Origin of the sequence: Clostridium beijerinckii (assembly GCF_018223745.1) — a bacterium.
Lineage (GTDB): Bacteria > Bacillota > Clostridia > Clostridiales > Clostridiaceae > Clostridium > Clostridium beijerinckii.
This window is the reverse complement of sequence record NZ_CP073653.1, coordinates 1828258-1843917: the sequence shown is the minus strand read 5'-3', so window position 1 is coordinate 1843917 and position 15660 is coordinate 1828258. Positions and strand designations below refer to the sequence as shown.

At 29.6% G+C, this 15660-nt stretch carries 15 protein-coding genes and 1 other annotated feature; of the genes, 5 read left to right on the top strand and 10 right to left on the bottom strand.

The window, feature by feature from the left end:
- Positions 1–10 precede the first annotated feature (10 nt).
- The 3 genes from mraZ to pheS all read right to left on the bottom strand — a co-directional run bounded on the left by mraZ (position 11) and on the right by pheS (position 4348).
- A complete protein-coding gene (gene mraZ / locus KEC93_RS08430) occupies positions 11–439 on the bottom strand; it encodes a division/cell wall cluster transcriptional repressor MraZ (protein ID WP_011968901.1) in 429 nt (142 codons plus the stop codon).
- A 217-nt stretch (positions 440–656) separates the two neighbouring features.
- Positions 657–3035 carry a phenylalanine--tRNA ligase subunit beta gene (gene pheT / locus KEC93_RS08425; protein ID WP_077868078.1) on the bottom strand — a complete coding sequence of 793 codons (2379 nt, stop codon included), beginning with the start codon at positions 3033–3035 and terminating at the stop codon, positions 657–659.
- Positions 3036–3328: 293 nt separating this feature from the next.
- Positions 3329–4348: a phenylalanine--tRNA ligase subunit alpha gene (gene pheS / locus KEC93_RS08420; protein WP_011968899.1), complete on the bottom strand. Its 1020-nt coding sequence runs from the start codon at positions 4346–4348 to the stop codon at positions 3329–3331.
- Between the two features lie 119 nt (positions 4349–4467).
- Positions 4468–4688 (bottom strand) — a binding site (T-box leader).
- Positions 4689–5054: 366 nt separating this feature from the next.
- On the opposite strand from pheS, the gene KEC93_RS08415 reads away from it, so the two are divergent.
- Complete coding sequence (locus KEC93_RS08415) at positions 5055–5870, top strand: IS982 family transposase (RefSeq protein WP_172462726.1); 816 nt, start codon at positions 5055–5057, stop codon at positions 5868–5870.
- Between the two features lie 227 nt (positions 5871–6097).
- Here the strand turns inward: KEC93_RS08415 and KEC93_RS08410 are convergent, their stop codons facing one another.
- The 5 genes from KEC93_RS08410 to ytxC all read right to left on the bottom strand — a co-directional run bounded on the left by KEC93_RS08410 (position 6098) and on the right by ytxC (position 9179).
- Entirely contained in the window at positions 6098–6880 is a 783-nt protein-coding gene (locus KEC93_RS08410) for a TrmH family RNA methyltransferase (RefSeq protein WP_077868076.1), read from the bottom strand.
- 100 nt (positions 6881–6980) lie between these two features.
- Complete coding sequence (gene rplT, locus KEC93_RS08405; protein WP_011968897.1) at positions 6981–7340, bottom strand: 50S ribosomal protein L20; 360 nt, start codon at positions 7338–7340, stop codon at positions 6981–6983.
- Between the two features lie 28 nt (positions 7341–7368).
- On the bottom strand, positions 7369–7566 hold the full coding sequence (gene rpmI, locus KEC93_RS08400; RefSeq protein WP_011968896.1) for a 50S ribosomal protein L35: 198 nt from the start codon (positions 7564–7566) through the stop codon (positions 7369–7371).
- A 20-nt stretch (positions 7567–7586) separates the two neighbouring features.
- Entirely contained in the window at positions 7587–8108 is a 522-nt protein-coding gene (gene infC, locus KEC93_RS08395; RefSeq protein ID WP_023974742.1) for a translation initiation factor IF-3, read from the bottom strand.
- A 171-nt stretch (positions 8109–8279) separates the two neighbouring features.
- Complete coding sequence (gene ytxC, locus KEC93_RS08390; protein ID WP_111944690.1) at positions 8280–9179, bottom strand: putative sporulation protein YtxC; 900 nt, start codon at positions 9177–9179, stop codon at positions 8280–8282.
- Between the two features lie 225 nt (positions 9180–9404).
- Between ytxC and KEC93_RS08385 the strand changes: the two genes are divergently transcribed.
- The gene (locus tag KEC93_RS08385; RefSeq protein ID WP_077828810.1) at positions 9405–10109 is read left to right on the top strand and encodes a DUF6873 family GME fold protein; all 705 of its coding nucleotides are present in this window, start codon (positions 9405–9407) and stop codon (positions 10107–10109) included.
- 105 nt (positions 10110–10214) lie between these two features.
- On the opposite strand, the gene KEC93_RS08380 is transcribed toward KEC93_RS08385, so the two are convergent.
- Both KEC93_RS08380 and KEC93_RS08375 read right to left on the bottom strand, forming a co-directional pair.
- On the bottom strand, positions 10215–10397 hold the full coding sequence (locus KEC93_RS08380; protein WP_011968892.1) for a hypothetical protein: 183 nt from the start codon (positions 10395–10397) through the stop codon (positions 10215–10217).
- A gap of 298 nt (positions 10398–10695) precedes the next feature.
- Positions 10696–11247 carry a GNAT family N-acetyltransferase gene (locus KEC93_RS08375; RefSeq protein ID WP_077868752.1) on the bottom strand — a complete coding sequence of 184 codons (552 nt, stop codon included), beginning with the start codon at positions 11245–11247 and terminating at the stop codon, positions 10696–10698.
- 465 nt (positions 11248–11712) lie between these two features.
- On the opposite strand from KEC93_RS08375, the gene KEC93_RS08370 reads away from it, so the two are divergent.
- From KEC93_RS08370 to ilvA, 3 genes are all read left to right on the top strand, one after another.
- Positions 11713–13269 (top strand): ABC-F family ATP-binding cassette domain-containing protein, encoded by a 1557-nt coding sequence (locus KEC93_RS08370; RefSeq protein ID WP_077868751.1) that lies wholly within the window; start codon positions 11713–11715, stop codon positions 13267–13269.
- Positions 13270–13592: 323 nt separating this feature from the next.
- Positions 13593–14012 carry a YjdF family protein gene (locus tag KEC93_RS08365; protein ID WP_077868750.1) on the top strand — a complete coding sequence of 140 codons (420 nt, stop codon included), beginning with the start codon at positions 13593–13595 and terminating at the stop codon, positions 14010–14012.
- A gap of 330 nt (positions 14013–14342) precedes the next feature.
- Positions 14343–15563 (top strand): threonine ammonia-lyase, encoded by a 1221-nt coding sequence (gene ilvA, locus KEC93_RS08360; protein ID WP_077828807.1) that lies wholly within the window; start codon positions 14343–14345, stop codon positions 15561–15563.
- The last annotated feature ends 97 nt before the right edge of the window (positions 15564–15660 follow it).

Here is a 15660-nt window from a genome sequence, read left to right as displayed (position 1 = left end):
TAAAAACTCCTTATATTCCTAAATCATTCATTTTTTCTGCAATTGAATCAAAGTCTATATTTGATTCGTTATATTCGCTCCACTTTTCCTTGCTCCATATTTCTACTCTAGATAATACTCCAATACTTACTATGTCCTTTTCTATACCTGCATATTCCTTTAAATTTTGTGGAATCAATCCTCTTCCTTGCTTGTCTAACTCGACTTCACAAGCTCCAGAAAAAAAGAACCTCACAAAGGATCTAGCATCCTTATTTGTTAAAGGTAAAGTTTTTAATTTATCCTCCAATATTCTCCATTCATCAAGCGGATAAGCATACAAACACCCATCAAGTCCTTTGGTAATAACAAATTTATTACCAAGTCCATCTCTTAGCTTTGCTGGAACAATTATTCTATTTTTAGGATCTAACGCATGTTGATATTCCCCAATGAACAATATTCTCAGCTCCTACTTTTATTGATTAGGTAATTTCCCTCTATTTTAAACCACTTAACACCACTTTTAACCACTTTATCTATACTTATTCTATAGAAACATGATATTTCCTTCTTTAAACTTATATTTTTTTGTATAAATAAAAATAGCTGCTTCAAAAATAATAAAACTTATTTCTGAAGCAGCTTTCATGGAGCAAAGCTTGAGTTATTATATTTTAATCTCTTAATGTAGCTCCAAGCTTATATTCTAAAGATTTTAGGATTTTTTCATGAACTTTATTAACATCTTTATCTGTTAATGTTTTATTTTCATCTCTGTACCAGATTGCATAAGCTATACTCTTTTTACCATCTGGAATTTGTTTTCCTTTATATATATCAAATAATTCTACTTTTTCAACTAAATTTCCACCAGCTCTTTTTATTGTATCATCAATTTCTTGGACCAAAAGACTATCATCAACAAGTAATGCAATATCTCGTGTTACTGCTGGGAATTTTGGAAGTGCTTTATATTTTTTATCCATATCAGCATTTTCATATAAAACATCCAAATCTAATTCTGCTACATAACAAGGCACATCCAAACCGTAATTTTCGCATACATCTAAATGAACTTCTCCTAAAGTTCCAGCATTAGTTCTGCCAACAACTATCTTAGCTGTTTTTCCAGGATGGTAACTTACATTTTCGCTCTCTCTTTCATATTTAACACTCTTTATACCTAATCCATCAGTTATATTTTCAACAACACCTTTAAGATCTAAGTAGTCACAATCTCCATAAATACCTATAGTTAAAATATTCTTTTCTGTTGGAAGTTTTGTTTCATCCACATTTGGAATGTAAACTTTCCCCATTTCAAACAATCTTACATATGAGTTATTTCTAGAATAATTTCTTCCAAGTGATTCCATCATTGATGGAAGTGTTGAAGTTCTCATCACACTATAATCTTCCCCTAATGGATTTCTTATCTTAACTACATTTCTAAGGTCACTATCTTCTAGTAAATTAATTTTATCAAAAACCTTTGGAGATACAAACGAATAACTGATAGATTGATTTAATCCACTTCCTGTAGCAAGCATCACTACTCTATTATCTAATAATCCTTTTCTATATCTTGGCTCTCTTTCCGTAGAAACTTTAAAAATTGTTGTAGGAATTTTTTCATATCCATAAATTCTTGCAATTTCCTCAGCTATATCTTCTCTAATTGCAATATCAACTCTAAAAGTTGGAGCTGTCACAACTAAGTTATCACCATTTATTTCTGTAAATAAATCAACACTATCTAAACATCTCTTCATCTCTTCTTTAGAAAGATCTGTTCCAAGGAAGCTGTTTACCCAATTTGATTCAACAGTTACAGTTGATACTTCTTTCTTGTTATTGTAAACATCTATAGTACCTTCCATAACTTCTCCGGCATCTAATTCACAGATTAATCTACATGCTCTATTTAATGCAATTTCAGCTAAGTTAGGATCTATATCTTTTTCAAATCTCCCAGACGCTTCTGTTCTTAGATTTAATTTCTTTGAATTTACTCTTATGTTAGTTCCATCAAAATTTGCACATTCAAAAACAACTTCTGTAGTATCTTCTTTTATTTCTGAGTTTAAACCACCCATTATTCCAGCAAGACCGATAATATTTTCTCCATCTTTAATGCAAAGCATCGAATCATCTAATTCTCTTTCTACTTCATCTAAAGTTGTAAACTTTTCTCCTCTCTTTGCTCTTTCAATTACTATTTTATTCGTAGCAATTTCTCTTTTATCAAAAGCATGCATTGGTTCACCAGTTTCAAGCATAACAAAATTTGTTATATCAACTATATTATTTATTGGTCTTATACCAGCTTCAAGAAGTCTCTCTTGCATCCAGCCTGGTGATGGCTGAACTTTAACATTTTTCACGCCTCTTGCCATATACCTATTGCAAAGAGTATCTTTAACTTCAACAGTTAACTCTTCATTTATATTTTTAGAATTTTTAATTTTATATTCTAAATTTGGCATTTTATAAGTTTTTCTAAGAGCTGCTGCTGTTTCTCTTGCCATCCCTACCATACTTAGGCAGTCAGGTCTGTTTGAAGTAATTTCAAAATCTAAGATAGCTTTATTTAATCCTAAAAGTTCCTTAATATCAACTCCAAGCTTAGTATCAGTAGGTAAGATCATCAATCCATGAACTGGCTCATCTCCAGCTGTACCTAATTCTTCTTCTGAGCAGAACATACCATTAGATACTACTCCTCTAAGTTTTCCTTTTTTTATTTTAGTTCCGTCAGCAAGTGTTGAACCATGAAGAGCAACCGGCACAACATCTTGCTCTTTCATGTTCGTTGCTGCTGTAACTATTTGTATTTGTTCACTTCCTATATCAACTTGACATATGCTTAACTTATCTGCATCAGGATGTTTTTCAATATTAGTAATTTTTCCTGTAACTACATTTTGAATTACATCTCCTTGGATAACAAGTTCTTCTAGTTGTGAACCAGTTAAAGTTAATTTATCTCCTAATTCCTTAGGACTAACATTTATATCAACATAATCTTTAAGCCAATTATATGGTACTTTCATTTTGTTTCCTCCTTTTATTGCTGGGTATAGAATAATATTTTAATCCAATTTCTTCACTAACCCTCATTTTTAATATTCAAAAAATCTTAGTTGTAGCATAACTGCTTTTTTAAGGTGATAAGTTCGTAATTGAAACATAACTGCTTTTTTTAAGTTAATAAGTTTTTAATTGCAGCATAGCTGCTTTTTTCATATGGGCATATCTTTAGAATATATATGGTAATATTCTTCAGAATAAATATTCCTAAGAATGTATATTCTTAAATTCTTGAATTTCAAATAAAACTAAGCTTTTAGAATTGATTTAAGAATCTCATATCACTTTCATATAATAATCTTATATCATCTATTCCATACTTTAGCATTACCATTCTATCAACACCAAAACCAAAAGCAAATCCACTATATACTTCTGGATCAAGTCCGCAGTTTCTAAGAACATTTGGATGAACCATTCCGCAACCTAAAAGTTCTATCCAACCGCTGCCTTTACATACTCTACAGCCTTCACCGCCACACACAAAGCATGTTGCATCCATTTCAGCAGATGGCTCTGTAAATGGGAAGTGATGTGGTCTGAATTTAGTTTGAACCTTGTCTCCAAACATTTTTTTTGCAAATAATTCTAATGTTCCTTTTAAATCAGCAAATGTAACTCCTTTATCTATAACTAATCCTTCCATTTGATAGAATATAGGTGAATGTGTAGCATCTACTGAATCTGATCTATATACTTTACCAGGGGAAATCATCTTTATTGGTGGTTTTTGATTTTCCATAGTTCTAACTTGAATTGGTGAAGTCTGAGTTCTAAGTACTATATTATCATTTATATATAAAGTATCTTGTTCACTTCTAGCCGGATGATCCTTAGGTATATTTAGAGCTTCAAAATTATAATGATCATATTCAACTTCAGGTCCATCTTCAATTGTGAACCCCATTGAAACGAAAATTTCTTCCATACTTTGAAGAGTCAAATCTAACGGATGCCTCTTTCCTATAACTTTCTTTCTTCCTGGAAGAGAAATATCTATAGTTTCACCTGCAAGCTTTTCAGCCTTTTCTTTATCTTTAATAGCTTTTAACACGCTTTCTAATTTTTCTTCAACAGCAGCTTTAGCTTCATTAACTAATTTTCCTACAATAGGTCTTTCTTCTGGAGAAAGATTCCCCATACCTCTTAATATTGTAGTAAGTTCCCCTTTTTTTCCTAAGAACTTAACTCTAATTTCTTCTAATTCACTGCTAGTTTTAACAGCTTCAATTTTGCTTAATGCAAGTTCTTGTAATTCTTTAAGTTTTTCTTTCATTATTGTTTCTCCTTTCAATAAGACATATAAAAATAATAATAGACCTATAAATATTTCTTTTAAAATCATTTGTTGGTAATTAAAAAGATTTTTTGCATAAAAAAAAACGCCACCTCATAAAAAGGGACGAATTATCCGCGTTACCACCCTAATTGGAACTAAAAAAGTACCCAACTCAATTTAATTAACGACTCTTCTTGCCGCTAGCTACTACTATAAATTTCACAGCTAGAACTCCTGAGCGAACTTCAATATTATATTATTTAAGAAGGCTTACAGTCTATGACCTTCTCTCCCTTAAAACTTTTCTAATATCTACTCTCTCATTCACAGTTTTTCAATGTTCAATTAATACAACTCATTATACAAATAAATATATAAAATATCAATACTATTTTCAAAATTTATATATAAATCCACTGCTTTTCTAATATACCATATTTATAAGTATATTCCCAAATCAAATTAAATATTTTATCTTAACATAATTATTCTATTTTAAATATAAAACCTCTGAACACCAGATGTTTCCTATAAATATTTATATATTTTAAAATTTACATGCGAATCAACTGTTAGAAAATAACAAAAGAAACATAGCAAGAATTAGTGTAAAATAAAATTCATGAAAAACCATTTTATCTTAAAACTAATAGAATTATATTGCTATGTTTCTGCTATTTATGATAGCAGAATAGCGTATTCTGTGCAACGTTTTAGTAATAATTGTTTACCCAAATTCACAGATGAGGAGATAATAACAATATATTTATGGGCTACAATGCAAAAACAATTTACTAAAAAGGATGTTTACAAATATGCTATAAATCACTTAATAGAGTATTTTCCTGATATACCGAGCTATCAAGCTTTTAATAAAAGACTCAATAACTTACATGAGGCATTTAGAGAAATTACTTCTACATTAACAGCATTATTTGAAAATAAGTTTTCTATCTCTACTGAAAGCATCATAGATTCTTTTCCGATAGCGTTAGCAAAAGATAAACGCTCATATAAAGGGAAAGTAGCAGGTTTAATATGCAATAAAGGTTATTGTGCAACTAAAGACTTTCATTATTATGGATGTAAGTTACATGTTATTGCACATGTAAGACCTAAAACAACACCTTATCCAGAATATGCACTATTAACTCCTGCATCAGAGCATGATTTACAAGCAGTTAGAGAGATTATAAGTAACTTTGAAAACCGCAATATATATGCTGATAAAGCATATATTGATTCTGATGTAAAAATATCAGCTAACGCTAACGGAACGGTAATCCGTACACCAATCAAGAAAAAACGTGGTCAGAAACAACTGGATTCAGCTGAATCATTGCATTCCACCTCTGTAGGTCGCATTAGGCAACCAATAGAATCACTTTTTAATCAAATTGATGAAAAAGTAAAATTGCAAAATGCATCTAAAGTTCGCTCTTTAAAAGGCGTGTTAACTCATGTATGGGGTAAATTAGCAGTATTTATGATATCTGTTTCTGGTATCTTAACTGTATAAATTTGCTAATTCCTAAAATCATTTAAGATAAATATATTTGTTATTTTCGGAATATTAAATTTATTTAAATATTGATTCGCATACTTACATAGATAAATATATAAATTTTAAAATTTTTTCATATTAATATAGATTCCTAGAAATATTCAAATCTACTTTCATTCTTAAATAGTTTCAAATTTTCCTAGAAACCTATTAATATACTTTCCTATTTTAATAAGATTTAATCACAATTGATTTTGTCTTACTTTCTCATACATTATAACAGATGAAGCTACTGCTACATTTAAAGATTCAGCATTGCCTGGCATTGGTATCTTAACCTTAGTATCCGCCATCTCTAACACTTCTTTACTTACTCCATTTCCTTCATTCCCAACAGTTAAGAGAACTCTCCCTCTTAAATCTGCTTGAAAGAAATTTTTATCTGTATCTAAGGATGTCACTACTAAATTAAAACCTTTCCCCTTTAATTCTTTTACCAAAGAGAGATTCTCATCATCATAATAAATAGGAATATAAAATATAGATCCCATTGTAGATCTAATTGTCTTTTCATTATATATATCCACAGTACCCTTTGTTAATATAATTTCTTGTACTCCAGCTGCATGTGCAGTTCTTATTATAGTCCCTAGATTCCCTGGATCTTGCACCTTGTCACAAAGCAAGTAAAAATCTCCATCGAATTTCAATTCCATTGTATTCATTTTTATAACAGCAAGTATTCCTTGGGGATTTTCTGTAGAAATAAGTTCTTTAAATAAATTGCTGGAAATTTCATAAATCTTAATTTCATCATTTATATATTTGCCCAAAAATTCGTCTACTTTATCATGTGCATCTTCAGTCACAATTAGGTAATCTACATCGACTTTGGCCTTAAATGCCTCTTGAACTAATCTAAATCCTTCAATTATATATCTACTTGTTTTAGTCCTATTTTTTCTTTCTTTAAGCTTTTTTGTATTCTTAAACAAATTATTTTCTTTACTTTCTATATATATCAAAGTTTTACACCTCAAAACTATAGGATTATGGAAAAATAATAGTATTATTATTTATATTTGAATATAAAAATAAAATGCGGCATAAGCCGCATTTTATGTACTAAGCATTTAATTGTTTCTTAGCAACTTCTACTAATTCAGTAAATGCCTTTGGATCATTTATAGCTATTTCAGATAACATCTTTCTGTTGATGTCTATTCCAGCTAATTTGATTCCATTCATGAATTTAGAATATGATAAGTTGTTTATTCTTGTAGCTGCGTTAATTCTAGCTATCCATAAACTTCTATAATCTCTCTTCTTATTCTTTCTTCCAACATAAGAATTTCTTAATGCTCTTATTACTGATTCATTAGCAGTTTTATATAACTTACTTTTTCCACCGTAGTATCCTTTTGCAAGTTTTAAAACTTTTTTATGATTTTTACGAGAATTCTTCGCTCTCTTTACTCTTGCCATTACTTAAACCTCCTGCATTACCCCTATATTATAGGTATGGTAATAATTTCTTCATTACTTTTAATTGTGAATCTGAAACATATCCAGCTTTTCTAAGATGTCTCTTAGTTTTTGAACTCTTCTTTGTTAAGATATGGCTTCTAAATGCCTTACCTCTCTTAAGTTTTCCTGTACCTGTTTTTCTGAATCTTTTTGCTGCACCTCTATGAGTTTTCATTTTTGGCATGATTAAATCCTCCTCTCAAGTTACGCCTTTTTAGGCCCTAAAACCATTGTCATATTTCTGCCTTCTCTTTTAGGTCTTTTTTCTACTAGGCAGACATCTTCTAATTTAGCTGCAAAGTTATCAAGAATCTTTTGTCCCATGTGGGCAAGTTCCATTTCCCTACCTCTAAATCTTACAGTGATTTTAACTTTATCTCCTTCTAATAGGAACTTTCTGGCATTTTTTGCTTTTATATCAATGTCATGTTCCTCAATAGTTAGACTACATCTTACTTCTTTAATAGATATGATTTTTTGCTTTTTCTTAGCATCTTTTTCTTTTTTAGATTGCTCATATACATACTTACCATAGTCCATAATTCTACAAACTGGTGGTTTCGCAGTAGGAGACATCATAACTAAATCCATATCTTTTTCTTCAGCAAGTTTTTTTGCTTCAATAGTTGGGACAATCCCTAATGGTTCCCCGTTACTTCCTATTAGTCTAATCTCTTTTTCTCTAATTTCTTCATTCATAGAAAAATCTTTATTAATATTTTTCACCTCCGAAAAACTATATACATAATAAAAAGACGGCATAACTGCCGCCTCAAATTATCAATACTCAATGTATAGACATCACACAAAACCCATACTAGTAAATTCAACACTGCAGGGTGAGAAACGGCTGTTTCTTCTTAACATGTATGAGTATATCATTGTTGTTAATCCATGTCAATATTTTTTTGCTATTATTTGACCAATTTTATTATAGTCGCTATTTGCTTCATAAAAATGAACCTTATCTCCAAATACATTTTGAATAGTATCTAAAAATTCTTTATTGCTACATTTTTCTTTTCCATAGATATTTATATTTTCAGGTGCACTTGTTATTAGTCCGCTAATTAATATATCTTCCATATTTAATTCAGCTTTATTTTGATCTGTTGCGATTTCACTGAAAAAATCGTAATATAAATCTTTGCCTTCCTTATCTCTTACTATATAATTATTATCTTCTACTATTATATTTATTTCTTCTATTTTACATTCCTGTATTTCTACAAAGTACTTTAATAGTCTTATAAATTCCTTATATTCTTTTTCTACCATATATCTTTCTACTACTTTATCTATAACTTTTTCTATATCCTCTCTTAATTTTCTCATCCTAAAAGTTATAAATCCATCTATATTAATCTCTTGTTTTTCACTTATGCAGTCTCTAATCTTTTCTACCATAGAATTAATTTTATTTAAACAAAATATAGTATCCTCATTTGCATCTACTTCTTCATACTTTAACACCTTTAGTATTTGATCTTCAACCTCTAATATTTCAGATTGCTTTAAGAAAAAATAATTATCCGTTATAAATTCAAACATTTCCTTTTTTCTATAATTATCAATAACTATTCTATATAAAATATTACTAACATATAAGTTAATAATCTCTTTTACTTTTTCATTATAACAATTTTCTTCACAAATTATCTTTATTATATGAGTTTTTCCTTCTATACTTTCAACAAATCCTATTAAAATCTCCTTCTTCTTTAGTAGCTCTTTTAGCTCTTGCAGGTCACGGGAAAAAGTCAAGTCTTCACTATAAGCTAATTTTAAAATAAGCATGGATTTCACTCCCTTCTTAATATTAGTATGTATTAAAAATTTGAGGATATGCAAAATTCATATGATATATTTCTAGTTGATAAAATATTAATTTTTATACATTCTAGCAGTTACTTAATTGACATATCTGTCTTTAAAGCGCAAAATATAATTTAAAATAATAATTTCAGTATTGATTATTTTGCCTTTAAATATCAGTTATACATTCTTATAAGGAGAATTTATATGCATTGTTTTGTCGATTATAGAATTACTAAAGAAGAATTACTTAGCCTTTCCAAACTAGACCTAAAACCAATATTAGTCCCTAAATGTAATGATGTTTATGATGCCATAAATGGTCATCCTGATATTCAATTAAATGTACTAAAAAATGATTCATTTAATAAGATAATTATCCAACGAAATATCTCAGAAAATTTCAAAGAGATCCTTAAATTAAACGACATAAATTATATTGTTTCAAAAAACACATTGTCCAATACATATCCAAACGATATTATTTTAAATTCTTTAATTTTAGAAAACTATTTTATACATACTTTAAAATATAGCGATGAAAATCTCTTAAACTCTCAAAATTCAAAAATACACATTGATGTTCCTCAAGGTTACACAAAATGTTCTATTCTCCCTGTTAGAGAAAAAGCCTTAATCACAAGTGATAAAGGGATTTTTAATTCTCTTAAAAATTACGATTTTGACATCCTTCTGCTTCCTCCTGGAGATATACTACTACCTTCACTAAATTATGGTTTTATAGGCGGGGTCGGTGGTATGGTCTCTAATAATAAGATGGCTTTCTTTGGTGATTTAGATAGTTACACATGGGGAGATCAAATAAAGAAATTTCTTTTTAAATATGACGTCTTACCCATTGCACTAAGAAAAGGGAACTTAATAGATCGAGGTAGTCTATTTACCCTATAACCATGTCCACTATATAATATGATTTCTACTTTTTTATGTTACTTTTAAATAAATATAAAGAAGATAGCATTCACACTAATAATGTAATTACTATCTTCTTTATATTCACCTTGTCATTCTATTCTTTATTTCATCAGTCAATTTTTCTGCTTTTGACTTTACTAATTCTCCTACGTTTCTCATTTCATTCCCCATATCTTCTGCCAAGCCTTTCATTTCGTAACCCATTTTTTCTGCCATTTCTTTTATTTCCTTAGTTAAATCTAACATCATAGTATCTCCTTTCATATAATAATTTACGCAATTTATAATACCATCAATAAAAATTTTTTTATACTAAAAGTTTGCCCCAAAATAGGAATATTATTATAGAAATTCGGCTAAATTATTTTTTTAATTACTTGCAAACAAAAACAATTTTTATCTGAATATAAAAATTAAGCTAATAGATATTTTCTTATCCATTAGCTTAATTTCGTGCCTTTTCTCTTACTATTAAACAAAATATTAATTTACTAACTAATTATTCTAAAAGTTCTTTAGACATTCTATTGTAGTCAGAATCATGTAAATTCATAACATTTGGTTATATTCTTAAGTTATTTTTATACTCAGTTCTAAAAATACAATAATACAATGTGGTTACCTCTTTATTATTTAGAAATTTTAATCTCTCGAACTTTTTAAATTTATATTTGAATCCGCACTTTTCAATTACTCTTTTTGAGTTGTTGTTAAAATCAAAATGTGCGCACCAAATTAATTCTAAATTTAGTTTATTAAACCCATAGTCTACTAAAGATTTTACAGCTTCAGGAACGATTTCTTTTCCCCAGTATCTAGGATTGAGAGCATACCCCACTTCTTTCTGATTTAGTTTCAACAAATTATTATCAGGCTTTCTATCATGAAGCCCTATGCTACCAATAACTTTATTTTCTGATTTTAAAACTACAGCATATGTTTCATTATTTCTAATAAACATTCTTATTATTTTTCTACTTTCATCCTCATCTTTATGCGGCATCCAACCAGCGTTAGGACCCACCAACTCACTTTTGGCATATTCATATAAATCTTTGTAATCATCCTCTTTCCATGTTCTTAATAGCAATCTATCAGTAACCAAATCCTCCATCTTGCTTCCCCCTTATATAATCTGGTCAAATATCTAATTACGCCTCCAGCATATCCTCTTTTCGTTTCTAACACATTGAACTAAAAGTTTTATCGAGTAAATTCTCTAAACAATTATTAACATTCTTTAATTTATAGACACACGGATTTTATTACTAAAATTATAACATATTATGTAAATATACAACTACAATTTATACCCAGGGTGCTTTGGGCAATTGATAAATATTAGCTTTAATGAATTTTACTATTTTATGAATATATTGTTATAGTTTCAATACTCTTCTCATCTATATTTTTAATATACACAAATTTTCTTAAATTTACTTTGACATACTAGCTTTTTATACTTTAAACTATTATGGATACGCAACTACAAAAAGTGATTATAAGCTTATTATTTTTCTCTTATTTTAGGAGTCTTTTCACTTAGTTGCAAATTTTATAAGTTTTTTGGAGGTAATTGATGAGCATACTTACTGTTAAAAATATGAATCACGGATTTGGAGATAGAGCTATTTTTGAAGATGTTTCATTTAGATTATTAAAGGGTGAACATGTTGGTCTTATTGGTGCTAATGGAGAAGGTAAATCTACATTTATGAATATAGTAACTGGTAAGCTAATGCCTGATGAAGGGAATGTTATTTGGTCTAATAATGTTAGAGTTGGTTACATGGATCAGCATGCAGCATTAATGAAAGGTCAAAGTATAAGAGATGCCTTAAGAGATGCTTTTAAATATCTTTTTGATCTAGAAGCAGAAATGAATTCTTTATACGAAAAGATGGGGGATTGTACTGAGGATGAGTTAAATAAAATGCTGGAAAGAACTGCTGTAATTCAAGACATGCTTGATCATAACGGATTTTATGTTATTGATCCAAAAGTTGAAGAAGTTGCAAAGGGTCTTGGGCTTTTAGACCTAGGGTTAGATAAAGACGTTGATGATTTATCTGGTGGACAAAGAACCAAAATCCTTCTAGGAAAACTATTATTACAATCTCCTGATATTTTACTTTTAGATGAGCCTACAAACTACTTGGATGAAGAACATATCGAATGGCTAAAAAGATATCTTCAATCATATGAAAATGCGTTTATATTAATATCCCATGATGTTCCATTTATAAATTCAGTAGTTAATTTAATATATCATGTAGATGAAAGAAAACTTACACGATATGTTGGAGATTATGATGAATTCCAAAGGATATATGCAATAAATAAAGAAAAATTAGAAGCTGCTTATGAAAAGCAACAAAAAGAAATCTCAAGACTTGAAGATTTCGTAGCAAGAAATAAAGCTAATGTTGCTACTGCAAATATGGCTAAATCTAGACAAAAGAAGCTAGATAAGATGGATATAATTGAACTTTCAAAAGAAAAGCCAAAGCCAGAATTCAACTTCAAATCTGCTAGAGCTTCAGGCAAAGTTATTTTTGAAACTAAAGATTTAGTTATAGGTTATGACTCTCCTCTTACAAAACCATTAAATTTATATATGGAAAGAGGACAAAAAATAGCATTAGTCGGGGCTAACGGGCTTGGTAAATCAACTCTTCTAAAAAGTTTACTTGGTATAATAAAACCAATAAGTGGAGAAGTTCATTTAGGAGATTATCAATACATAGGTTATTTCGAACAAGAAGATAGAGGCAATAATAGCAATACATGTATAGATGAATTATGGCAGGAATTCCCTGGATATACTCAATATCAAATAAGAGCTGCTCTTGCTAAATGTGGACTTACAACTAAGCAATTAGAATCACAAATAAGAGTTCTATCTGGTGGTGAGGCTGCAAAAGTTAGACTTTGTAAAATTATAAATAATGAAACTAATATATTAATACTTGACGAACCTACTAATCACTTAGATGTTGACGCAAAAGATGAGTTAAAAAGAGCGCTTAAAGAATATAAAGGAACAATTCTGTTAGTTTCGCATGAACCTGAATTTTATAGAAATATAATAACAGAAACTTGGAATTGCGAAGATTGGACAACTAAAATAATATAGTCAGTTAATAAAAAAATGTAGTCAGTTTATTAAAACTGGCTATTTTTTTATGTTTCAACCTAAATTTCTCTATAAAACTTATCAATAATTCTATTTTTATAGGCTTTATCTAGATTATCTACTAAGTCATAGAAGACATAATATAAATATAATTAATAACAACCTCTCTTTTCATTAGTATACTCTTCTACTATAATAATATTTAAAGAGATAAAAACACTGTTTCTGTTGGTAGTCAGAACCTATATTATAATATAGCAGTAACCTGCCCTCCTGGGGTTGTCCATTCTCTGTGAATTTATATACTACAGGAGGATTTAATTATGATAACAATAATTAAATTAACAGTTCTTTTTGATGATCCATTTTGGATTGGTGTCTTTGAAAGTATTAAAAATGGTGAATATAAGGTATGCAAAGTTACCTTCGGCTCAGAACCAAAAGACGAGGAAGTTTACGAGCTCATACTGAAAAAATTCTATCGTCTAAATTTTAGTTCGCCAGTATTGTCTGATGACTTCAAATCACCAGCAAAACCTAATCCTAAAAGGCTTCAACGAAGCATTAGAAAAGAGGTTAATGTTAAAGGCATAGGAACTAAAGCCCAAATAGCAATGCAATTACAGCATGAACAAAGCAAAATTGTACGCAAACAAAAATCAAAAGAACAAAAGGAGCAAGAAGAGCAAAGAAAATTCGAGTTAAGAAAAAATAAAAAGCTTGAAAAGCATAAAGGACATTAACAATAAAAGTTCTTTATGAAAATCATATATCTTAACTATATATTATGAATTTTTTCCTATCTAAAATGCTCAGAAATAACAAGTTAAAAATGCTATTAACACTTTAATACTAATAAATATATCTTTTTGATAAATATATTTATTTAATTATAGTATTACAGCATCATCTTAACTTGTTATTTTTTATTATTCCTTATTCCTAGAGTTACCTTTCGATTTAAATTTACGAAACTTATTGTCTTAAAAACTCTTACTTGACATAAAATGCTAACATGTTATCATAAAACTATTAGCTAAAAGCAATATACATATAAAGGGGATATTACAAAAATGATGACACTTGATAAATTTGAAGAAGCATATGAAATCGTACAAAAAGTAATCTTAAAAACCAAGTTAGTGTTTAGCGACTATTACTCAGATATTACAGGAAATAAAGTTTACTTTAAGCCTGAAAATATGCAAAAAACGGGGGCGTATAAAATCAGAGGGGCATACTATAAGATCAGCACACTTTCAGAGGAAGATAGAAGCAAAGGTCTTGTGACAGCTTCTGCTGGCAATCATGCTCAAGGGGTAGCTTATGCTGCCAAAGCCTATAACACAAAAGCAATAATTGTAATGCCAACCACCACTCCTCTAATGAAAGTTAATCGTACAAAAGCCTATGGCGCAGAAGTTATTTTACATGGAGATGTTTATGATGAGGCTTGCAATTACGCTTTAAAACTTGCTGAAGAAGAAGGTTATACTTTTATTCATCCTTTTGATGACTTAGACGTAGCAACTGGTCAGGGCTCAATAGCAATGGAGATCATAAAAGAATTGCCAACTGTTGATATAATCTTAGTTCCAATAGGTGGCGGCGGACTTGCTACAGGTGTTTCTACACTTGCAAAACTTCTAAACCCTAATATAAGAGTTATAGGGGTAGAGCCTGCTGGCGCAAACTGCATGCAAGTTTCTTTAAAGAATGGAGATGTAACTACTCTTCCTTCAGTAGATACAATAGCTGATGGTACTGCCGTTAAAACCCCTGGTTCTAAGATTTTTCCATATATACAACGAAATCTCGACGATATCATAACTATCGAGGATCACGAACTTATAGGAGCGTTCCTAGATATGCTCGAAAATCACAAAATGCTTGCTGAAAACTCAGGCTTATTAACTGTGGCAGCTTTAAAACACTTAGATGTAAAAGATAAAAAGATTGTATCAATTATAAGCGGTGGTAATATGGATGTAATTACCTTTGCATCCCTAGTGCAACATGGTTTAATAGAAAGAGAACGTATTTGTACAGTTTCTGTTTTACTTCCAGATAAACCTGGAGAATTAACCAATGTATCTAAGGTAATTGCAGAAGCTCATGGTAATATAATCAAACTTGATCACAATCAATTTGTAAGTATTAATCGTAACAGTGCAGTTGAACTTGATATCACAATGGAAACCTTCGGACATGATCACAAAGAAGCAATCATTAGAGCTCTCAAGGATAGCGGATATGATCCTAAAGTTATTCAACCTAAAATGATTTATCAATAAAATCCATAAAAATCTTAGTTGACTGTGAAGTCATAGATTTCACAAACATGATATTTAATGCTAACATTATAATTTTTTTAATATAACAAAAAACATT